The sequence below is a fragment of the Bythopirellula polymerisocia genome, assembly GCF_007860015.1.
GTDB lineage: Bacteria > Planctomycetota > Planctomycetia > Pirellulales > Lacipirellulaceae > Bythopirellula > Bythopirellula polymerisocia.
The window spans coordinates 321,243-342,882 of the sequence record NZ_SJPS01000005.1; the positions used below are offsets into that span (position 1 = coordinate 321,243).

Genomic DNA, 21,640 nt, shown 5'->3' on the forward strand with positions numbered 1-21,640 from the left:
AAACAGGAGACCGTACATGCAAGTCTTGCAAAACAAGATTGCACTCGTAACGGGGGCAGCCTCCGGCATCGGCAGGGCAATCGCACTGCGCCTGGCTGAGGAAGGTGTGAATCTCTATCTCCTTGACATCAACCCCGGCCAACTGGCCGAGACGGTTACCGCCGCCCGCCAACGTGGAGTCATCGCGGTGGGGCGGCAATGTGATGTCAGTCAGTTCCCTGAAATTGTTTCATGTGTAGAACATGGCATCAGTCGCTGGGGTGGGTTCGATCTATTGGTCAACAACGCTGGAGTCACTTATTATGGTCATACCGAGGAGATGAGTGCCGAGCAATGCGAACGGTTATTGGCAATCAATCTGCATGCCCCATTGCATTTCACTCGACTCTTGTTGCCTAGCCTGCTGTCGCGGCCTGAAGCCCACATTCTCAATATCGCCAGCTTCTTTGGCCTCATAGGTACTCGCAAGTTGGCAGCCTACACAGCCAGCAAGTTTGGCCTGGTCGGCCTCAGCGAGTCTCTTCGCGCCGAATACGCACGCACGAACTTGGGAGTTACTACTCTCTGTCCAGGATTTGTCGATACTGGCTTGTTCTCGAATGCATTGCGAGGCAATAATCTGGCCGCGCACAAGCAACCACCGGCTTGGATGCTGACAACACCCGAGAAGATCGCCGACCGGGCGATAGAAGCAATCCAACGTGATGATGCCCTGGTAGTTGTCCAGCCCTACGCCAAGCTGGCATATTACGCCAAACGTTTTTTCCCGGGCATTATTGATTTTGCTAATCATCTGAGTCGAAAGCGATTTGGCAAGCAAACGATTCCTCCTCCGACCGAGGAAGAGCGTCGCAATGCGGCGTAGGAAATTTCTGCGCTGTCCTGGCTCTGAGGTGCCGCAAATGGTTATCATCGTGGCATGCATTTTCGCGTTGTCACATATAACATCCACAAAGGAATCGGCGGACGGGATCGTCGGTATCGGCCTGAGCGGATAATCGAGACTCTCGCTCACTTGGAGCCATGCATCCTCTTTCTGCAAGAGGTCGATGAAGACGTTCCCCGCTCCCGGCACCACCATCAGACTGAGATGTTGGCCGCAGAACTTGGCTTCTCTCACTTGGCCTTTCAGCGGAATGTGCACCTAAAGCAAGGCTGGTATGGGAACGCAATTCTGAGCCGTTTCCCCTTGAGCGATGTCGAAAGCTGTGACTTGACGATTCCACTGAAGAAACGTCGGCAGGCCCTTCTGGCTCGTTGCAAACTCTCGGTCGGCGATCACTCACGCTCCCTACTATTGGCCAATATGCACTTGGGACTGGCTGGCCCAGAGCGGACGATTCAACTTCGCAGGCTTTTGAAGCACCCCATGCTAGCCCATGCACATAAAGATACACCGATTCTCGTCGGCGGCGACTTCAACGATGTCTGGGGAAGGCTGGGACGAAAGGTTCTAGAGCCCGTCAGCTACCAAAATGCTGGTGGGATGCATCGAACGTTTCCCGCACTCTTTCCGATGCGACCGCTTGACCGCATTTATTACCGCGGGCCGCTGCAGGTGCATCATGCTTTTGCTAGTCGTACGGCTCTAGCACGCGAGGCGTCGGACCACTTGCCGCTGATTGTGGAGTTTACATGTCGGGAATAAATGCGAATTCATTTTATCCCCATTTTTGCTGGGGAACCCATTGAGAAGCCAGAGATCGGGAGTCTGGGCTGAACAAAGCTAAACACAATTCCTCGGTGCGGAAGCCTAGTTGCCGACGGTTGCTTAGCGTAGGATAGGGGAATACCGTGCATGGAAGAGGACTAGCCACTTTTTCCCTTTTTTGGATTAGGAAGCTTTAACATGAACAAATTCCTGATGCTGATCGTTGGTAGTATCTTGGCGGTAGCTGTCGTTGACAAATCTCATGCCCAGGTTGCTCATGTGACTTACTTTGCACCTGCGCCTGTGTGGGTTGCACCTGCTCCGGTTCAAGTGACCAGCTTTTTTGCTCCTGCCCCCGTGGTGACCTATCAACGTGTGCCCGTTGCCCGTACCCGTTATCGTCCTATCTTAGGTGGCACAGTCACACGATATCGCACAGCTTTGGCACCCGTGGTTGTCACCCCTACCCCAGTATGGGTCGGCTTTTGAGATATTCGCAATCGCCTGCCAGACGCTTGGCACTATTGCGGCGATGTTTACCGCGAACTAGCGCCTCGCTACACACGCCACGCGCCTCATACTATGGCTGAGCTTAAGACCTTTCTTTTCACCGACATTTGTCGAAGCGTCGATCTCAAGAACGAGATGATCGGCCGAAGCGTGACCGAACGCGATATGGCGTTCATCCAGCAGATTCTGATGCCGCATCGAGAGCGGATCGAAGCCCATTTGGAGGAGATGACTGGCCGAGTCGTTTCAACCGCGGGTGACGGCCACTTCCTTGTGTTTAGCAATACAATCCAGGCTGCTATTTGGACAGCTGAGGTTCAAAAAAGCCACTTAGAGAACCCGATTGAAACGCCTGGGGGCGGTCAGGTCGAGGTTCGCATTAGTATGCACGTGGGGGTGCCGCAGGTAGATCCGACGGCCCCTGACAACTTTGTCGGCAAGAGTGTCGACTACGCCTCTCGCCTGAATGACTACGCGACCGGAGGCCAAATCTTGGTCTCTCGGAGTGTAATGGCAATTCTTGATGACATCGGGCTGGAAGGGATTTCATTTCATCTCCATGGCCGACGTCATCTGAAAGGCATTGGCCATGTCGAAGTCCACGAATTGCTTTACGACGACCACGGACCGCGCCCGTTACGTCAACAGCCAGCAAGCCACTCCGATCGACAATGGACTGTGGTCCCTACGATGGGCGCAGGACAAGAGCACGGTGGCCGGGACTCCGCAGTCGCTTCAACCTTGCAGCTCAAGCAAGTGGGAAACTACGAGTTGGAATCCTTGCTGGGTAGCGGAGGCATGGGGGATGTCTACAAAGGTCGTCATACACAGTTTGGCCGGTTGAGGGCGATTAAGGTCATCAAACCTCAATACGTTGCTGCTGGTAATGAAGAGATCATTCGCCGCTTTTATCAGGAAATCAAAGCAGTCGGTGCTCTTGAGCACAGGAATATTGTCGTCGCGATCGATTCCTCCTCCCCCACGGACCGACTGCATTATTTGGTGATGGAATACATTGAGGGGGTATCGGTACACGACCTGGTCGAACAATTGGGGCACTTGTCTGTGCCGGACGCATGTGAGATTGTCCGCCAGGCTGCACGCGGCTTGCAATTCATCCATCGCAACGAGATGGTCCATCGAGACATCAAACCTTCAAATCTGATGCTTACGCTTGTCAACGGAGATGGAGTGGCAAGCCAACCGGCTATTGCTGAACATGATGAACCCGTGGAAGGGGTCGTTAAAATACTCGATCTCGGTCTGGCGCTGTTGGCAGGAGATGCCCAAGACCGTTTGACACGATTTGACAACAAAGCGATGGGGACCGGCATGTATATGTCCCCCGAACAGTGGAAGACTACCAGTGTAGACATACGTGCGGACATCTACAGTCTGGGATGTACGCTCTATCATCTGCTTGCCGGGAAGCCTCCCTTTATGGATTCTGATTTGCGTCCTGAAAAAGCGCACGAGAAATCCAAACTTCCACCCATTCGCACGAACAACGTACCGCGCAAACTGTGGGACATCATAGAAAAGATGGTCGCCAAAAAGCCGGAAGATCGCTATGCCACACCGGCAGAGGTTGCGGCGGAGTTAACTTCCTTCTGCGTAGGGAGCGATCTGGTGGAATTGGTGCGTGGATACCTGGAACCGGGCAGCGAGCACAGTTCACATCGCTATACGCGGATCGATTCTGGGGCGGGAATGGATACTTGGCTTTCCAGGGCAAGTCATCTCTATCCGACTCGTCGCTGGATCTTGCGACGAGGGCTTCCGTTCATTTTAGTTCTTGGTGCTTTTGCGGCACTCTCCTGGACGGCATACCAAGCAAGACAGCGAACCATTGCCAACGCTATGCAGCAAGCCAGAGATACTTTGCCTCTTGCAGCCGAAACGGCCGCCAATGCGATAGGCAACTTTCTCACATTGAGGTTTGAGATCTTGCAACAAGCCGCCACTGATGTCCAACTCATTGAGATGATCCAAAAATTTTCCCCGACAGAAGCCCGAACTCAACTTGAGAGTTACCCTCTGGCCGAGTGGATCAAAGAGCATCGGCAAGACAACATGGATTCCGCTCCCTCGGACAGCTGGTTTATCAACGACATCGAAGGAATACAGATCGCCCGTCATCCACTAGTCGAGAGGGCAACCAAGAAGCCCGAAGACAGCTTTCTCGAAAACTATGGCTACCGCGATTATTTTCATGGGTTGGGCAAAGACCTTCCCAATGACAGTGAAAAGCCGATCGAGCCGATTCAGTCCCCCAATCTTTCCGCTGTCTATATGAGCAGCACCACTGGCAAGCTTAAGGTTGCATTTTCGGTCCCAGTGTGGTCTAAACCGTCCGATGAAGCACGAAAGGTGATTGCTGTGCTCTCGATGTCGGTAGAACTAGGAGCTTTTGAGGTCTTGAACAAAAATGTTCAACAGGGCAAAGACATTGTGCTAGTCGACTTGCGAGAAGACATGCTGGATAAATCAGCAAAAACTCCGCAGCGCGGACTAATTCTCAATCACCCACTACTCCCCATCTGGAAAGAAAAGGAACACCCCCCCCGGGTATCTCCAGAAGTACTTGCTGCCATGGAAAAAGGTGAAGATCATTTCATAGCTGGCTACCATGATCCGCTCTCTATCAATCCTGGCGTCACGTACTGGGGAGTCTTCGAGCCGGTAGCTTATACCATCAATGAGGTGTTGACCGACACATCAAAAGCCGTCTTAGCCGGGTGGAATGTGCTTGTGCAATCTCCGGCTATTCAATGATCATGGGTAATTCTCGCACAGAAAGATATGCTCACATAATTGCTTTGGTACGCGTTATATACCAGTCCACGCAGCCAGCCAGGATGTGCTGCAAGAGCGTGGCGAGGACGATTAGCAATATCACGCGCGGTTCCTGTTGAAGCACCTCGCCAGCGAGCACTAATGCCAAACCCGTGTGCTTCATACTAAATGCAAAAACGAGTGCTGTCGTTGATTCTTTGTCTTGTTTAGTCAAACGGGCCAGTATCCATGCGGTGGCAACCCCCAGCAATTGTAAGGCAACGGCGAGCGCACCTGCGAGAAAAATTGCTCCCCAGGTGGGACGCTTCAATAAGTCTGGCAATGCCAATGAGGCATTCGTGTAATTGAGTGTCAATAAGGCGAGTGCGCTGACGAAGCGAATCCTGCTCCTTATTTGTTCGATAAACACCGAACCTGCAAGTCGATTGAAAGTCATTCCCGCCAAAGACGGAAGAATTACCCAGGCAATGAAGAAAGTTCCAGTGAATCGCTTCACCAATTCTTCACTATGAACCGTGTCTTGTGGCGAAAGTGCCAAGCCCATTAACTTCAGTACTTGAGGAGTTACCAGGGGGCTCAAAAGGATCGTCAGTACGATCAATCCCAAGCCCAATGCGACATTGCCACGCGAGTTTTGTGTCCAGGCGACCGAAGAATTGGCTACCGGCATCGCAGCTACAAGGGCCAAGCCAACAAGCAGGCCACTAGTCGTGGCCTCTCCGAGTGCTAAGGGGAGGATCCATCCCAAGACTCCGACAAAAATGCTTGGCACCAACCAGATGCAAATCAGCCCCAAGAGCAAAATGCCGGGGCGAAGCAAAAGCTGCCACACCTGTTCCCAGCGGACCACAGCCGCTGCACAGAACAAGAGCATCGCTAGCAGCAGCATGGGAGTCGTGACTTCGCCTGCATAGGGATACCCCCAAGAGAGCTGGCGAATCATCAGCCCGGGGCCTGGCAGGAATGCCGCTAAGACGTAGCATCCTACTAGTAACCACAGGAAATGAAGATGAATCCACTCAAGAATGTTGGAAAATCCATTCTTGCTAGATTGTTTGCCGTTGCCTGTGGGTTCAGCCAATGTCATAAGATTCGGAACGTTAATACTTGGGTAGGACTCACGGAAACAACCGAACCGCGCCGCAGAATTCTCTAGAATAACAGAACTTGTGGCTGGATTCATCACCAGTCGGAATACCACTGAACCCTCCAAGAATCGCTAGTGTCTAAGCTCGCCGAGGACTCTACAATGAGTCTTACCCCGCAATCCCTCCCACCGTTCCCGAGGGCATGACCCTGTCCTCCCCACCTTGTACCAATCGCAATGTCCACGCCGAGCGCAGAAACTGCGGAATTACTGAGCGCTGCCACACAATCGGCAGTTTCTATTCGAGAACCTCTCGCCGGTCAGCAAGAAACTAGTTTTCCCATTTTTTACGGCTGGGTCATTCTGCCTTTGGCAATTGCCATGATGCTGGCCACTAGCCCGGGACAGACTTTTGGGGTTAGTTACTTTAACGATCAGTTCATCGCTGAATTTGGGTTGAGCAATACTGCCTTGGCTAGTACCTATCTGGTCGCAACCTTGTTGGCTGCCCTGTCGCTCACTTCGATCGGTTCGTTGATCGATCGCTTTGGCATTCGTCGTATGTCGATCGTAGGATTTCTCACAATGGCTGGAGCGTGTGTGTTTGCCTCGCAAGCCAGCGGGCTCGTAACGCTGTTCATTTCGTTTCTGCTGCTGCGGATGTTTGGTCCCGGAACAATGACATTGCTTGCCAACAATACTCTGGCTGCTTGGTTCGATCGCCGCTTGGGACTGGTCAGTAGCATTGCCCAAGTTTCGATGGCCGGGGCTTGGGGGCTAGTTCCTGTCGCGATTGTCGGCTTGATTGATGCCGTCGGTTGGCGAGGCACTTATCTAGTTTTTGCTGCGATTATGGTAGGAGGTTTCCTGCCACTAGTGGCTCTGTTTCTTCGTCAGTCGCCCCGCGAAATCGGACAAGTACCCGACGGGCTCAGGTTTCACGCAGCCAAGAAACATAAATCGTTCAGCTATGGCAACGAATTAACGCTTCGCGAAACAACTCAGCATCGTGCCTACTGGATACTTTTGATTTCCACAGCGGTCTGGTCGCTGGTGGGGACAGGCCTAGTCTTCCATCTGGTCGCGGTTTTTCGTGCCCGTGGTTTCACCGCACAGGACTCTACGGTAGCAGTCAGTTCGGTGGCCTTGGCCATGGCAGCCACACAGATCGTGGGAGGAGTCTTGGCAGATCGTTTGGCGATGCGGTGGCTATTGGTAACCGCGATGGCACTGATCGGATTGGGATGTGTAGTGCTTGCGACTGCTGCTGACATACAATCGCTTATCTTGGGATACGGGACCTATGGATGTGGCCAAGGGATAAAATCCGTGATCGCAGGTACAGCTTGGGCTCGCTATTTTGGTCGAACCCACTTGGGGAAGATTCGTGGCACCTCACTCACTGCCGCCGTCGGAGCCAGCGCCGTCGGCCCAGTGGTGATGGGTGTCAGCGTCGATTATCTGGGCGGGTTTACCCCCTCAATGTGGTTGTTTGCCGCGATGGCAGGTGCGTGTGCCGTCGCCGGTTTCTGGGCGACTCCGCCGATGGCAGCTCAATCGCAAGCTTAACTACCTCCTCGGTCTTCTGTGATCTGTTCCAGCGTGGCATCGCGTGCCCAGTGTGTTATAATTTTAGCATGAGCAGTTCCACTCTTGTCACCGCTGAGGAACTTTTTCTGCGCTCCGGCGATGGCTGTCGCTATGAACTCATTGCCGGAGAATTGAACATGATGTCCCCCTCTGGTTGGCGGCATGGTGAAGTCCTAGGAAATTTGCACACATTGCTTGGAAGCTACGTACGCCAACATGATATGGGTCTGATCTTTGGTGCGGAAACTGGATTCAAGCTCGCGTGTAATCCCGATACGGTACGCGCGCCGGACATCGCTTTTATTGCTAACGAGCATCTACCTGCTGCGAAACCGACCGAAGCCTATTGGCCGGGCGCGCCTGACTTGGCAGTAGAGGTACTCTCTCCCAACGACAGCCCTGATGAGGTAGCACAGAAGACCAAGGCCTGGTTGGCCGCTGGTGCGATCGTCTGGATCGTCGATCCAGAAAACGAGTCCGTGAGTTGTCACATATCGGCTTCTGACATCCGAGTCTACTCGGCGGGAAAAAGACTCATGGGTGGTCCGGTTGTGCCAGGATTTGAATGTGAGATCGATGAGATATTTGATTGAAGAAGCGAAGCGTGTCGTCTCACACGCCCAGTTGCCGTTTTAAATCGTCCAATTCGTTCCGCAAATTTTGTATTTCCTCTGAGAGTTCTTCTCGCAACTCAGCCATTTCTCGCTTGAGATCACTTGAGTCTTCTCGGTGGTTGACCTGCGCGGGTGCAGCAGGGGCTGCAGTTCGCACTGGTGGTGGAGCAGGAGAATCCTCTTCATCGGTTAGAGGCTCATCTCCCACCGTGACATTCCCATGCTCGGCCCGGACTTTGGCCAGTTCCTGATCTTGATAGAGGGCATGAGTCAGGACGCAGCCCCGACCAGGAGGGGTCAATAGGATGATGAGTTTCTTCTGTCGCAGACTCTCAACCAATGGCCTTAATTCGGTGATTCCAGAGATCGGCTCCATTCGCGCCGCCCGGGCACGCAGCTCCCCGATAGTCTGTGCCCCGCGCAGCAACAACTCAGCCATCACAGCGAGTTCGCGCTTATCGACACCCAGCCAGTCGTAGGCCAAATGCCGATATTTCTCGACTCGCCCATCCCCTTGAATTGCCGCCACGGCACCGACTTTTCGCAGGCTCTCAAGGGCACTGTCAACTTGCTCTTCGTCGAGCTGCATCTGGGGGAAACGATTACTTTTCTGATTGCAACCATTGACCAAGGCATTCAGGGATAGAGGATAGTTATCGGGCGTCGTCTTTGCCTTTTCCACAAGTACCCCCAGGACGCGGCGTTCGATGCGTTCCAGGGGATGCCAGCGGGGGCCTTCAGGTGCAGGGGCTGCTTCAGGATTCATGTTATTTAGGCTCCAGGCTATGGAATTCTTAGCCGAGAGTATACGAATCAGTGTGCTGCGGTGCGAGAGGCCTAAAGGGCTACTCCACCTCCTGTCCGAATAGTTGCCCTGCCGCAGCTGCCGAGACTGCGGTATATTTTGGGTTTTCTCTCCCATTCTGACCCCATACCAACTCCGCATGAAAACCGACGAGCTTCGCGAAAAATATCTGGCGTTCTTTGAAACTAAAGGCCACACACGTGTGGCCAGCGACGTATTGGTTCCCACTTGGGACCCTTCGGTGCTGTTCACGCCTGCGGGGATGAATCAGTTCAAAGATCACTTTCTCGGTAAAGTGAAGCTGGACTACACGCGTGCTACTAGTTGCCAGAAATGTCTTCGGACCGGCGACATCGACAATGTCGGTCGCACTGCCTACCACCATACGTTTTTTGAGATGCTGGGTAATTTTAGCTTCGGCGATTACTTCAAACGGGATGCCATTAACTGGGCGTGGGAGTTTCTTACCGACAAAAAATGGCTTGGCATAAACCCAGATCGATTGACTGTCACTGTCTATCTCGATGATGAGGAAGCCGGAGAAATATGGGCCAAGGATATCGGTCTGGCCAAAGCGAAGATTGAGCGTCTCGACGAAGGGGAGAATTTCTGGCCCGCCAGCGCCCCGAGCCAAGGTCCCGACGGCGTCTGTGGTCCTTGTAGTGAGATCTACTTTCACCCCGATGAAGGCAAGTCGGTCGAAATTTGGAACTTGGTCTTTACACAGTTCAATCGAGTCGGAGACCCACCGGAAAATCTGCGACCCCTCCCTTCTAAGAATATCGACACGGGCATGGGGCTTGAAAGGACTGTGGCGACGTTGCAAGGAGTACCGACTAATTACCACATCGACAACTTGATGCCTATTGTGCAGGCCGCGGCGGAAGTGTGCGGTGTGAAGTACACGCTCGACAGCGACGCGGGCCGACGTTGCCGGCGGATCACCGACCATGTACGGGCCTGCACGTTTGCCGTCCATGAGAATGTCTATCCCGGCGCGAACAAGGAAAAGTATGTGGTCAAACGCCTGCTTCGGCGGGCTGTGCTTGATGGGCACCAGTTGGGACTCCGCGATCCGTTTCTGTTCAAACTAGTACCATTTGTGGTCGAGGCCATGCGGAGTGCCTATCCAGAACTCACCGAAACTACCGAACGCGTTGCGAGCGTGATTCAACAAGAAGAAGCTAATTTCTTTGGCACCATTGACGCGGGACTGAACAGGATTGACCGTGTCTTTGAAGACATGCGGAAGGAAAACCGCGTGAAGGTCGAGGGGGGTGTTGCCGCAGAACTTTACCAGACTTTTGGGGTCCCTCCTGAGCTATTCGAAGCACTCGCCGCCGAGCACAATCTCACATTCGACTGGGAGGGCTACACCCGCGCGATGGAACTTCATGGCGAAGCTTCCGGCAAAGTGCAGCACACAGTGATGGGGGCCAAAGGGCCACTCGATTCGCTAAAGCATGCACTCCACAGCACCCCTTTTCTGGGCTATGAAACCACTGAAGCCGCCGCCGTCGTGAAAGGAATCGTGGTCGGCGAGTCGCCTGATGATCACCTATGCGATCAACTCGACGACCTGAGTCACAAAGCCGTGCGGGTTGTGCTGGATCAGTCTCCCTTTTACGGAGAAAGTGGCGGCCAGGTTGGGGACTCCGGCAAGATTATCGGCAAAGATTTCGAATTCCAGGTCTCTGATAGCCATAAAGACGGGCAATTGATTGTCCATTTAGGGCAGCTCACCAAGGGAGTCATTCGCGAGGGGGATGCCGTCCAAGCGATCGTGGATACCGACAGACGCCAGGGAATTCGCCGAGCTCACTCTGCCACGCACATCCTCCATCATGCCTTGCAAAAACACTTAGGCACCCACGCTCAACAGCAGGGAAGCAAGGTGGACTGCGATTGGCTCCGGTTCGACTTTACCAACCTCAGCCCAGTGACTGCCGAGCAAATAAGTGCCATTACGCAAGATGTGAATAAACATGTAGATGAAGCTAAGCCGGTAAAGTGGGAAACTTTGCCGCTGGCTGAGGCTCGCAAGCAGGGAGCAATGATGCTCTTCGGAGAGAAGTATCCCGACCCCGTGCGGATGGTATCCATGGGTAGCTTCAGCAAAGAGCTTTGCGGTGGCACCCACTTGGACAATACCGCAGAGGTTGAGGCGTTTGAAGTACTTAGCGAAGAAGGGGTCTCTGCGGGGACTCGGCGAATCGTGGCACTCACAGGTCCGCAGGCGACTCAATATTCCGATCAAGTCTGCACAGCCGTTCGTAGCGCATCAGAAACTATTGGATGTGCTCAACTGGCCCTGGCCTCAAATGTCTCCGATTTACTTGAGAAGCAGCGTGATCTCAAGAAATTACTCACCTCAGGAGGAGTCCTTCCCAACTCCGATGCGGGAGAAATGGCGACCAACCTCAGCTCGGAAGAGCCGAAGCCCTCTCAAGCAAAAGAGATTCTCACACAAGTCGCCAAAATGCTGTCCGTCTCACCCCTGGCCGTTCCTGAGCGAGTTGTCGCCCTCAATGAAGAGGTCCTTGCCTTGCGCGACCGGTTGGCCCAACGTGCAGCGGCTGGACCCTTGTCGGCCGATGCGCTTCTGGCGGAAGCGACAAAAGTGGGAGATGTCCAAGTTGTGGTGGCCGAGGCACCTACGGCCGATGCGAATTTGATGCGGCAATTGATCGATCAAATCCGCCAAAAGGTTTCCTTAAGCGCCGTTCTGCTAGCCGCAACCGAGGGAGACGACAAAGTTACACTTGTGGCTGGTATCTCGAAAGACCTACAGGCACTTGGTGGCCATGCTGGTAATTGGATCAAACCTGTAGCCCAAGCACTGGGAGGGGGCGGAGGAGGACGTCCCGATTTAGCTCAAGCCGGCGGTAAGGAACCCGAGCGACTTTCTGAGGCACTAGAAGTCGCCCGACATACGATCGCAAATATGATCGAAGGAAAAAGCTGAAAGGCGAAATGCTAGCTGGACATTGTGAGCTGGCGAGTTGAAAGTAGATCGCTATTTGCTTTTGAGCGAGATTTCCCCTAACTCATTCACCTACATCACTCTTCAGAAAATAAAGATTCGGTAGATTTCTATTGTCCCAGGAATGCATGCAGGTATAGAATGAATACAGGGGGAGCAGTTGAGAAGGATTTCTCTTTATAATCTACGCCCAAAACAGGCTGCCGTAGGCGGCTCTTCCTGGCGGCATGTTTGGACGGAACCAAGACTGGAGCAATGCCATGAGAATCGATCGTGGACCCGATTGGTTAATCGTGCAGTTAACACCCACGGATGAACCATTCGACAATCTTGCTGACCGCTTGTGGTCTCTGTTGGACCAACACTTTGTCTATCGACTCGTGCTGGAAATGGACTACGTCGATTTCCTTCCCAGTCAGATGATGGGACAATTGGTCATGTTGCACAAGCGCGTGCTCAAACGAGGGGGCTCACTTCGTTTGTCGGGGCTTTCCCCGGAATGTCTCGAAGCAATTCACGTCTGCCGCCTGGATCAGGCACTGCCGCATTTTACGACCCGCACCGAAGCAATCTATGGCGAAGAATTGGAGCGAGTCTAGATTGGTCTCTCGCTCGAATACCGAACAAACGTCATAGCAGCGACTTGCGCAAGTCACACATCATTTCAAGTGTTGGCTTAGCCTTCTGTTTGGCATCGAACAGGCCGGCATGAGGGAATTCATGCGGTTCGGCATCGGAAAGTTGGTTCCAGATAATCACCTGAACAGCGGAACGCGCCAGTAGCAAAGGTAGTACCGATCCTGCCCAATGCCGCTGGGAGTCCTGTCCGGTCACCTGAAATCCGATTGGCAGTTCCACTTCGATATTCTTCCTTGCTTTGGGATCGCGATTGCTATCACTTGCCGTCGAGATGCTAACCATTAGCGGCAGACCCCACATACTCCATTGATCGAGCAGTTTTCCCCATTCAATCGTGGGACGATGGAAACTTCCCCCGGGGTCGAAGCCCGCATTAATCTCTAAGGCGAATCCCGAAATACCCAGATCAGCTCTTACTAGCGCATCGGCATAGTGAGAAGGGGCAAGATCGTCCGACTGGCTCGCTAGGTACTCACCCCACGGCTGATCAAACGATACCACGGTGGGAGTGCGTGGATCAAGCCTGCGTACCAAGTCTAACGCATTAGCTACCAGATGCAGGCGTTGTTCTTCTTCCAACGAGAGCATCTTTCCCGTATTGATTCGAGACGCTACTAACCACAGATGGACTCGACCCGCATACCTTGTGACAACCGCGCGAACATGATCGAGCAGCAATTTCATCAAGTTGTCGAAATCGCCATCCCACAACACCATCCAGTCAGGGATGCCACGATCATCAAGTTGTAGCAAAGGGCCTGCCGAGACCTTGAGTCCCGCCTTTTGGCACCAGGCGAGCTGGTCGTCAGTCTGTTTCCAATTCCGCTTGCCCTCACTTTGTTCGATGGCACGCCACGAAATCGGCAGCTGAACTATGTTGCAAGCCTCAACTAGCCGGCGGCGGACTTCGACACTGGGTAGATGCGGTCCTAGACTGACTCCCATGAGAGTCGAAACAGGGGTTTGATGCAATCGCGAAGCGGTTGCCTGGCGAGCGTACTCGGCTACCAATTCCTCCGAGGTACGCAGTGCCAGGGTGATGGCTTCGTTGGCTTTTTCAGCAGCAATCGTTGGATCTCCCTGGTTCGTCGCTGCCCGAGAGAATAGCAGAGTGGCATCGGAAAGATGCTCCTGCAGCAGTGCCGGTACTTCCATTCCTAGCCACTGCCAAATGAAAAGTCGATTGCGAATCCGTTGAATCAATCCTCGAGCCAATTCAACTTCCAGCTGGTAAGGCAATGTGCGTTCCATGAGAGTAGCGGTCGCCAGAAAACATCGGCCTTGGCCATCGAGAAGCCAAGGGACGAAGAGGCAACCTGACTCACTATTGGAACGGTCGACAACTAGCTCGTTGCCTTCCCAGTGTGTGCGGGTCGCCCAAGGAATTTCCTCGGCTCCAGCTACATAGATGCGTTCCAGGCCACCTTCCGGAATGCGACTGGGATCCTGAAGTCGAAATCGCAATTGTCCCATAAGGTGAGTTTCCCGGTACGCCCACACTTGGCTCGTTGCGTGTGGATCGGCTTGCCTGCCCTAATTCTTTATTCTAACAACTCTTCTTGCCGTTGGGGATGCCAACGAGGCGGGGTGCACGCCGATATCGCATTCCGCTATATTTAAAGTCTATCATCCGACGGTCTTCAATTCAGCAGAATTATAACATGTGCCTCCCCATGGATTCCCTATGTCGCTACCACTCTTGCAAACCGATTTATCAGGTTTCTCAGTCACTCGCGGAAAGGTCCGCGATGTCTACGACCTGGGTGATAATTTGCTCTTGGTGAGCACTGACCGGATCAGTGCTTTTGATTGGGTTTTGCCCACAGGCATCCCCGACAAGGGACGGGTGCTCACTCAACTCAGCAATTTCTGGTTTAATCATCTGAAAATTCCCAATCACTTGCTGGAAACTGACGTTGAGGCAATGGATTTGCCAGTGGGGACCGATCTAGAATCTCTCGCGGGTCGCACGATACTCGTCCGCAAGACCGAAGTCGTTCCCATCGAGTGTGTAGTTCGCGGGTTTCTTTCAGGCTCGGCTTGGCAAGAGTACTGCGATACAGGCAAAGTGTGTGGTATCGAATTACCAACTGGCCTGCAAGAATCTTCCCGATTCCCCTCCATGATATTCTCCCCCGCTACCAAGGCGGAGCAAGGCGATCACGACGAGAACATCACCTTCTCTCAGATGTGCGAACGCGTGGGACATGAACTTGCCGATAAATTGCGGCACATGAGTATAGAAACGTATCAACAAGGTGCCGCCCATGCCCATGAGCAAGGAATCATCGTTGCCGACACCAAATTTGAATTTGGAGTCGTTGATGGAGAGGTGATTCTCATCGACGAGGTTCTAACGCCGGACAGTTCCCGCTTTTGGCCAGCCGATCTGTATGAACCGGGACATGCTCAGCCCTCCTTCGACAAACAATACGTCCGGGATTGGCTCACCAACTGTGGTTGGGACAAGAACAGTACCCCCCCAGAACTACCTGAAGAAGTAGTTGCTCGTACTCGGGAGAAATACATCGAAGCCTACAACCTTATCACCGGCGAAACATTCGCGTGGAAGTAGTTGCGGAAAATCTCACTTGATTTCGGTAGTAAATCATACGCTGAGGAACTAAGTGCGGGTAGATAGCACCCGCAAACCAGCGAGTCTCGGGCCAGTACCCTGTAATCATTAGGGATTTCGACATTTAGAGGGAATAATACTCATTCGAGCCACGAACGCTCGCACGCTACATGGCCGGCTTGCGAACGTCTTTCAGACGGATTACATCCCAAGCGAGGCCCAGCTTTTCCATCAGTAGGATGCACCAGTATGTGGTGTCGATTTCCCACCAGCGATGACCTTGGCTGGCGACGCGTTGATAGGCGTGATGGTTGTTGTGCCAACCTTCACCCCAGGCTAACAGGCCAACCCACCAGAGGTTGCGGCTGTCGTCACTGGTTTCGTAGTTGCGATAGCCCCACAGATGCGTGGCCGAATTCACGAACCAGGTAACGTGCAACACGTACACCATCCGCACGCCCAAGCCCCAGAAAACCATCGACCAACCGCCCCAGGCAGTGCCTAGGCCCCAGTTCGTAGGACCGAAATAGCCCATCAGAAACAGGGCGACAGCCAGTATCAAATGCGAGGGCAAAAACATGTGATGAATCAAGACCATGACTTTGTCTTTGACCATATCAGGCGCGTAACGGTGCAACAATTCGCGATGCCATTTGCGACCAAAGTCTGGCATGAACCACAGCAAGTGGCTCCACCACTGGCCATCGCGCGGAGAATGGGGATCTCCATCTTCATCACTGAACGCATGATGCTTACGATGCTGAGCCACCCATGTGAGTGCCGAACCTTCGCCAGACAAACCACCCAAGAATGCCAATAGCCAGCGAATCGGTCGGTAAGTCTGAAAACTCTGATGAGTCAACAAGCGATGATATCCCATGCAGACACCAAGGCTGCCCGTAACAAATGCCAAGAGGATGCAAGTGATCAACGCTGGCCAACTAAAAAAGAACGGCGCGGCAACAGCTAACATATGCACTAGCGCGATCCAGATGACGATGGGCCAGTTCATGCCCAATTCTTCAAAGGCCTGCTTGCCACGCAAGTAGGCGGCATTGGCTGCAGCGACTGCAGCCGTGCCAGATTGCTTGATAGAGTTTTGCATTTCAGTGACTTTGCGGGAGCTTTGAGAGGGCTCACTTGGTTTATCAGTTGACACTGCAGTGGCTCCTTTGTGCATTACAGGTGAGATGTTCGGTGAGGACTATGCAAATCCTTCGACGCAAGTTTGAGCTCGAGAAGTTGAAAATCGTACTTATCGAGGGTTAAATGTAATTGAGACTGATTCTTAATTATATGCCGACAGCATAGGAAATATGCAGTTAATGTGCTAGGCCGCAAGGTCAGATATTGGGTAAAAAAATAGAAACTCCCGCGGGCTAGCATTTGAGCCAGGCTGGTAATTTGCGTGCTTTACCGAAGTTTTGATGACCATAGTGACAACTTCTCTAATCTCCCAGGAAAAGTTGCCGGCTTACGCCGTTGGGACCTATCTTAAATTCCACTGCCCCGCACTGGGCTGTATGTAAGATTTCTGCCCCCGCAGCTTGATAAGAACTCGAAGCAAAGCTTGTGTAGTCGACCGAGGGCCCGCCACTCATGACTACCCAGTCCGGAGTGCACCAGGCCGCAAACCCGGGAGGATCGCTGAACCGGCTTCCATGGTGGGGGGCAAGCAAAATATCTGTGTCCAGAGCGGGTTCTGCCAGGACACCTTCGATCCCCGGCGACTCCAGGTCCCCTGGGAGCAGAATCCGGGTGTCGGCAAATTCCACCGCCAGTAGGATACTGTTGGCATTGTCTCGGCCGGGCACGCCAAGTCGAGGCGGGTGAAGAATTTCGATTGAAATGTCGGAATCAGCAACTCGTAGTCGGTCGTTCATCCACACTTCTCGCAGGTGAACATCTGCGTCGATAATGGTCTGTTTGAGAAAGTTGGGAGCAGTGAGGTCTCCGTCATTCGCCCAAGGATCGAACATCAACGGAGACACATACACGGCCCCAACATCAAAACGCTCCAATATCCCCGGAACTGCGTTGTAATGATCCACGTCTGCATGAGAAACGACAATCGCATCAATGTGCGAAATGCCCCGCGACCAAAGAAAACCCGAGACGATGTTGGCAGCACTCTCAGGCGAACCAAGGCTCCCCGAATCGTAGAGCATAGTTTGTCCCCCTGGGAATTCCAACACAACGCAAGTGCCGTGTCCGACCGCTAAGAAAGTGCAGCGCAATTCGTCTTCGTGTTTGGGATGCCAGGCAGCAGCTCCGAAGCCAACGGCCACCCAAAGCGCGGCTATCGCAATGAACCTCTTAGTCTGGAATTGAAATTGTGGTACGACCGCCATCATAGCCAGTCCACCATAGAATACGATCAACCACCACAGTGGTGGACCAGGGGCGTAGGCATGTCCCCACTTCCACTGACTGGCCCACCCGACAGTGCTTTCGGTGACAAGCAAAGAATAGCCACAGATTAGGCCCAGCAGCCAAGCGACCGGTGGAAAGACAAAGCCGACCGTGCAAACTCCCAATCCTGCAACCAGTGCCACCGCCACGAAGGGCCACAGCACAGGCGTAATCAGAAAACCACTGGGAGTGATGATATTGAAATGATACAGCACCAGAGGCGCTACCAGAACCCAAACGAGAAACGATGCGATTGCCAGCGCCTTGAAACGACTGAGAAACCAACGAATCGTTAATTCTTGCCAAGTCATGTAGCTGGCAATCATTCTCTGGAGTGGATCAGGGGTGCTTTGCAACATTCCAGATCTTGCACATCCAACCACGACCGCCACACCAACAAAACTCAGTTGGGTGCCCCCTCGAAAGACCTCGCCTGGATTGATCGCGAGCACGACCAATGCGGATGCCGCGAGGAGGTTGATTACCGATGCCGAACGTGATGCCGCGATTCCCAATAGGGTCATCAACACCAAGACACTCGCCCGTACGACAGGGGGTCCCCCGCCGACGATCGCCGCATAAGGAATTATCAGTAAGGCCGTCGCCAGCAAGCTCCACTTCTGCGAAACCTGAAAGGCTTTCAGGATCAACCACACAGCTGCTGCCAAGAGGCCAACATGCAAGCCCGAGACCACCAACAAATGGATAGTCCCCGTCTTCATAAAAGATTCTAACGTCTCGTCTGAAAGTTCCGAGCGAGTTCCCAGCAGAAGAGCCTGGGCAATGGGGCCACTCGACGAACCTACGTAGCGTTCTAGCTGTGATTGACATCTGTTACCAATCGCGGCCAGCCAGCGATCTGGCGAAAACGTACTCGCATGCTCAACAACCGTTACGCACTCTGGCGAACCAGTGTATAGCTCACAAAGTCTGTCGGCGGATCGTTCAGCCGCGGCATAGTCGTATTGCCCTGGGTTAATCGCGGGTCGCGATTTCCCCAATTTTCCAAAGATCAGCAAGCGTTCGCCTGGTACGATTTTTCTGAGAGTGCCATTGATTCGTACTCGAGCTCTGCCATTCGTGGTTTGCCAAGTGGTTCCGTCACGAATTCGCGTGACTAGAACGAAAAGCTGGCTTTGAGGCTCGGAGGGAATCGCGCGCAGTGGATTGGTCTCTGCGGCTGGAGAATGATGTATTGGACCTGTGGCAATCGCCTCCACGCAAACAGGCGATGCCAAGGCCGGCGCATATCGAGATATCTCGTTGCCCGAAACTGTATTCCAACGGTAGTGGTGCCAGGTTCCTCCAAGTGCCCCAACCGCTAGCAGAAGAGCAACCACCGAAATCTGAGTATGGCCAAAATTTAGCAGGGTCATCGTCGCTGAGGTGGCCCCAACCGCGATGAGCCACCAGGTGACTGGGTCCATGCCAAGATTCTGGCCCCACAGATGGTCTGTCAGAATTCCCGCGACCATAAACACCACCACTAGGAGCAATGGCCAGGAACTCGGCAAGATACGAAGCGAACGATTGTGGTTTGAATCCGTAGACATATAGGAACACAATGACTGTGCGGGCGTCACTGCAAATGCGAAAAACGGGGCAGAAGCCGGTCAATAGTGTACTCTGGGGACTTCCAAAATTGAATTACTTCCCCATAAAGCCCTCCGCTTTCCGCTTGAAGTTTTTTCGAAAGCGGGAACAATAGCCAAAACACCTTAGCGATCCACGTAGCTGGAGTATCTGCCATGAAGCGATTTTTAACTATAATTCCCACTCTAAATCCCCGAGTTGCTCTGCTAGGCGCGTTGATTCCGGCGATTCTAGTGTCCTACGCGACTTTGTCGCCAGCTGCATCAGCCGAGGAGTCCGCCACCGAAAGCTCAAAACCAACCACTTCCACTTCAACCGAGGAGCCTATCTTGATTCCCCGCAGTGTTTTGTTCGGCAACCCCCAACGTGCCGGCGCCCGCGTCAGTCCCAATGGAAAATGGCTCAGCTACCTAGCTCCAGTTGATGGAATATTGAATGTGTGGGTAGCACCCATAGATGATCTTGAAAAAGCCAAGCCGGTAACCAAGGACAAAGTTCGCGACATCCGCGGACATTACTGGGCCTACACGGGCGATCACATTATCTACTCGCAGGACAAAGCGGGAGACGAAAACTGGCACATCTATGTCACCGACGTGGCCAGCGGCGAAACCAAGGACCTCACGCCGCTCGACAATATCCACGCCCAGGTCCAAGACGTCAGCCAGAAGTTTCCGACGGAAATACTAGTGGGCCTCAACGACCGAATTCCCCAACTACACGATATCTACCGCGTAAACATACTCACGGGAGACCGGGAACTCGTGCAGCAGAACGAAGGTGTCGCAGCCTATGTAACTGACGACGACTTCGATGTCCGCTTTGCCTTTAACTATACCCCCGAGGGGGGCACGGTTCTGATGAAGCCCAAGGTGGCAGGCAACACCGGCGAAGGCGCCGAATGGGAAGAATTCATTGCCACCGGACCCGAGGACGCCATGAACACTGGGCCGGCTGGCTTCGATAAATCGGGCAATGTGCTTTATCTGCAAGATAGCCGTGATCGTGATACAGGTGCCCTGTTCGCAATCAATCTGGAGTCAGGCGATAAAAAACTGGTAGCCGAGGATCCCCGTGCTGATGTAGGTAGCATGATCGTCCATCCCACTGAAAAAACAATTCAAGCCGTGAGCTTCAATTACACCCGCGACGAGTGGAAGATTCTCGACGAGGCGATTCGCGCTGATCTCAATTATCTGGAAACCGTTGAAGATGGCGAGGTGATTATGACCAGCCGTACGCTCGACGACAAGTATTGGACCGTCGCGTTCATGCTCGATGACGGGCCAATCAAGTTTTATCTTTACGACCGCGCGAACAAAAAAGCCCGCTTCCTATTCAATAGTCGCGACGATCTCGATAGGTACCAGTTCTCCAAGATGCACACCCCCGTGATCAAAAGTCGCGACGGAATGAATCTGGTATCGTATCTCACGCTACCACCAGGCAGCGATCCCGACGGCGATGGCGTGCCCGACAAGCCACTTCCACTAGTGCTCGATGTTCATGGTGGCCCCTGGGCCCGCGATGAATGGGGCTTCAACAGCAGCCATCAATGGCTGGCCAATCGTGGCTACGCAGTCCTGAGCGTCAACTACCGTGGCTCAACCGGTTTTGGCAAGAACTTCACCAACGCCGCCAACGGCGAATGGTCCCGTAAAATGCACGACGATCTGATCGACGCCGTCAACTGGGCCGTCGACGAGGGAATCGCCAATCGTGATAAGGTCGCCATCATGGGTGGCAGCTACGGGGGCTACGCGACCCTGGTCGGGCTGACGTACACACCCGATGTGTTCGCCTGCGGAGTCGACATCGTCGGTCCATCAAGCTTGGTTACCTTGCTGGAGAACATCCCACCCTATTGGGTGCCCTTCATGCCAGTGATGAAGGTTCGCGTGGGGGATGTCGACACCGAAGAGGGAAAAGCTGAGCTATTGGAACGTTCGCCCCTCACGCTGGTCGACAAGATCGAACGCCCACTGCTAATTGGCCAGGGTGCCAATGACCCCCGCGTAACGCAAATCGAGGCCGACCAAATCGTCGAAGCGATGCAGGCAAAGAACATCCCAGTCACCTACGTCCTCTACCCCGACGAAGGCCACGGCTTCGCCGGTGAGCAAAACCGCATGTCGTTCAACGCGGTCACCGAAGCCTTCCTAGCTGAACATCTGGGAGGAGAGTTTGAACCCGTAGGCAAAGACTTCGAGGATTCCAGTATCCATGTCCCCGTCGGTGCTAAAGACGTATCTGGCGTGGCGGAAGCGCTCGCCGCTGAACGGCTCAAAATGCCACCAAAAGAAGAAAAAGCGGCCGCCGCTGCAGAGTGATTTGCCGCGTCATTCGTTTGAACACACAAACCAAACACGAGGGGCCCTATTCCTT

At 53.4% G+C, this 21,640-nt stretch carries 15 protein-coding genes; 10 read left to right on the forward strand and 5 right to left on the reverse strand.

Annotated features, from left to right (window positions below):
- Nucleotides 1-16 precede the first annotated feature (16 nt).
- From Pla144_RS17155 to Pla144_RS17170, 4 genes are all read left to right on the forward strand, one after another.
- Nucleotides 17-865 (forward strand): SDR family NAD(P)-dependent oxidoreductase, encoded by an 849-nt coding sequence (locus Pla144_RS17155; protein ID WP_146451923.1) that lies wholly within the window; start codon nucleotides 17-19, stop codon nucleotides 863-865.
- A gap of 54 nt (nucleotides 866-919) precedes the next feature.
- The gene (locus Pla144_RS17160) at nucleotides 920-1,648 is read left to right on the forward strand and encodes an endonuclease/exonuclease/phosphatase family protein (RefSeq protein ID WP_146451924.1); all 729 of its coding nucleotides are present in this window, start codon (nucleotides 920-922) and stop codon (nucleotides 1,646-1,648) included.
- Between the two features lie 201 nt (nucleotides 1,649-1,849).
- Nucleotides 1,850-2,140: a hypothetical protein gene (locus Pla144_RS17165; RefSeq protein WP_146451925.1), complete on the forward strand. Its 291-nt coding sequence runs from the start codon at nucleotides 1,850-1,852 to the stop codon at nucleotides 2,138-2,140.
- Nucleotides 2,141-2,233: 93 nt separating this feature from the next.
- On the forward strand, nucleotides 2,234-4,936 hold the full coding sequence (locus Pla144_RS17170) for a protein kinase domain-containing protein (RefSeq protein ID WP_146451926.1): 2,703 nt from the start codon (nucleotides 2,234-2,236) through the stop codon (nucleotides 4,934-4,936).
- 31 nt (nucleotides 4,937-4,967) lie between these two features.
- Here the strand turns inward: Pla144_RS17170 and Pla144_RS17175 are convergent, their stop codons facing one another.
- Nucleotides 4,968-6,158, reverse strand: coding sequence for a bile acid:sodium symporter family protein (locus Pla144_RS17175; RefSeq protein WP_146451927.1), 1,191 nt, complete (start codon nucleotides 6,156-6,158; stop codon nucleotides 4,968-4,970).
- A gap of 123 nt (nucleotides 6,159-6,281) precedes the next feature.
- Between Pla144_RS17175 and Pla144_RS17180 the strand changes: the two genes are divergently transcribed.
- A complete protein-coding gene (locus tag Pla144_RS17180) occupies nucleotides 6,282-7,613 on the forward strand; it encodes an MFS transporter (RefSeq protein ID WP_146451928.1) in 1,332 nt (443 codons plus the stop codon).
- Between the two features lie 68 nt (nucleotides 7,614-7,681).
- On the forward strand, nucleotides 7,682-8,227 hold the full coding sequence (locus Pla144_RS17185; protein ID WP_146451929.1) for a Uma2 family endonuclease: 546 nt from the start codon (nucleotides 7,682-7,684) through the stop codon (nucleotides 8,225-8,227).
- Between the two features lie 19 nt (nucleotides 8,228-8,246).
- Here Pla144_RS17185 and Pla144_RS17190 read toward each other — a convergent pair whose 3' ends face one another.
- Nucleotides 8,247-9,014 (reverse strand): DUF480 domain-containing protein, encoded by a 768-nt coding sequence (locus Pla144_RS17190; RefSeq protein ID WP_146451930.1) that lies wholly within the window; start codon nucleotides 9,012-9,014, stop codon nucleotides 8,247-8,249.
- 178 nt (nucleotides 9,015-9,192) lie between these two features.
- Here Pla144_RS17190 and alaS point away from each other — a divergent pair, with 178 nt between their 5' ends.
- Entirely contained in the window at nucleotides 9,193-12,018 is a 2,826-nt protein-coding gene (gene alaS / locus Pla144_RS17195) for an alanine--tRNA ligase (RefSeq protein WP_146451931.1), read from the forward strand.
- Nucleotides 12,019-12,296: 278 nt separating this feature from the next.
- Nucleotides 12,297-12,635, forward strand: coding sequence for an STAS domain-containing protein (locus Pla144_RS17200; RefSeq protein ID WP_197530770.1), 339 nt, complete (start codon nucleotides 12,297-12,299; stop codon nucleotides 12,633-12,635).
- Nucleotides 12,636-12,666: 31 nt separating this feature from the next.
- Here Pla144_RS17200 and Pla144_RS17205 read toward each other — a convergent pair whose 3' ends face one another.
- On the reverse strand, nucleotides 12,667-14,148 hold the full coding sequence (locus Pla144_RS17205) for an endo-1,4-beta-xylanase (RefSeq protein ID WP_146451933.1): 1,482 nt from the start codon (nucleotides 14,146-14,148) through the stop codon (nucleotides 12,667-12,669).
- A 211-nt stretch (nucleotides 14,149-14,359) separates the two neighbouring features.
- Here Pla144_RS17205 and Pla144_RS17210 point away from each other — a divergent pair, with 211 nt between their 5' ends.
- Nucleotides 14,360-15,250 carry a phosphoribosylaminoimidazolesuccinocarboxamide synthase gene (locus Pla144_RS17210; protein WP_146451934.1) on the forward strand — a complete coding sequence of 297 codons (891 nt, stop codon included), beginning with the start codon at nucleotides 14,360-14,362 and terminating at the stop codon, nucleotides 15,248-15,250.
- A gap of 166 nt (nucleotides 15,251-15,416) precedes the next feature.
- On the opposite strand, the gene Pla144_RS17215 is transcribed toward Pla144_RS17210, so the two are convergent.
- Together Pla144_RS17215 and Pla144_RS17220 are read right to left on the reverse strand one after the other, a co-directional pair.
- Nucleotides 15,417-16,409, reverse strand: a complete 993-nt coding sequence (locus tag Pla144_RS17215; protein ID WP_197530771.1) for an acyl-CoA desaturase — start codon at nucleotides 16,407-16,409, stop codon at nucleotides 15,417-15,419.
- A gap of 289 nt (nucleotides 16,410-16,698) precedes the next feature.
- The gene (locus Pla144_RS17220; RefSeq protein ID WP_146451936.1) at nucleotides 16,699-19,215 is read right to left on the reverse strand and encodes a ComEC/Rec2 family competence protein; all 2,517 of its coding nucleotides are present in this window, start codon (nucleotides 19,213-19,215) and stop codon (nucleotides 16,699-16,701) included.
- A 195-nt stretch (nucleotides 19,216-19,410) separates the two neighbouring features.
- Between Pla144_RS17220 and Pla144_RS17225 the strand changes: the two genes are divergently transcribed.
- The gene (locus Pla144_RS17225) at nucleotides 19,411-21,585 is read left to right on the forward strand and encodes an alpha/beta hydrolase family protein (protein ID WP_146451937.1); all 2,175 of its coding nucleotides are present in this window, start codon (nucleotides 19,411-19,413) and stop codon (nucleotides 21,583-21,585) included.
- Nucleotides 21,586-21,640 lie beyond the last annotated feature (55 nt).

What these genes read in the sequence shown, in the direction of transcription:
- Pla144_RS17155 (WP_146451923.1), top strand. Translation starts at nt 17, where the DNA reads ATGCAAGTCTTGCAAAACAAGATTGCACTCGTAACGGGGGCAGCCTCC.
- Pla144_RS17160 (WP_146451924.1), top strand. Translation starts at nt 920, where the DNA reads ATGCATTTTCGCGTTGTCACATATAACATCCACAAAGGAATCGGCGGA.
- Pla144_RS17165 (WP_146451925.1), top strand. Translation starts at nt 1,850, where the DNA reads ATGAACAAATTCCTGATGCTGATCGTTGGTAGTATCTTGGCGGTAGCT.
- Pla144_RS17170 (WP_146451926.1), top strand. Translation starts at nt 2,234, where the DNA reads ATGGCTGAGCTTAAGACCTTTCTTTTCACCGACATTTGTCGAAGCGTC.
- Pla144_RS17180 (WP_146451928.1), top strand. Translation starts at nt 6,282, where the DNA reads ATGTCCACGCCGAGCGCAGAAACTGCGGAATTACTGAGCGCTGCCACA.
- Pla144_RS17185 (WP_146451929.1), top strand. Translation starts at nt 7,682, where the DNA reads ATGAGCAGTTCCACTCTTGTCACCGCTGAGGAACTTTTTCTGCGCTCC.
- Pla144_RS17190 (WP_146451930.1), bottom strand. Translation starts at nt 9,014, where the DNA reads ATGAATCCTGAAGCAGCCCCTGCACCTGAAGGCCCCCGCTGGCATCCC.
- alaS (WP_146451931.1), top strand. Translation starts at nt 9,193, where the DNA reads ATGAAAACCGACGAGCTTCGCGAAAAATATCTGGCGTTCTTTGAAACT.
- Pla144_RS17200 (WP_197530770.1), top strand. Translation starts at nt 12,297, where the DNA reads ATGAGAATCGATCGTGGACCCGATTGGTTAATCGTGCAGTTAACACCC.
- Pla144_RS17205 (WP_146451933.1), bottom strand. Translation starts at nt 14,148, where the DNA reads ATGGGACAATTGCGATTTCGACTTCAGGATCCCAGTCGCATTCCGGAA.
- Pla144_RS17210 (WP_146451934.1), top strand. Translation starts at nt 14,360, where the DNA reads ATGTCGCTACCACTCTTGCAAACCGATTTATCAGGTTTCTCAGTCACT.
- Pla144_RS17220 (WP_146451936.1), bottom strand. Translation starts at nt 19,215, where the DNA reads ATGTCTACGGATTCAAACCACAATCGTTCGCTTCGTATCTTGCCGAGT.
- Pla144_RS17225 (WP_146451937.1), top strand. Translation starts at nt 19,411, where the DNA reads ATGAAGCGATTTTTAACTATAATTCCCACTCTAAATCCCCGAGTTGCT.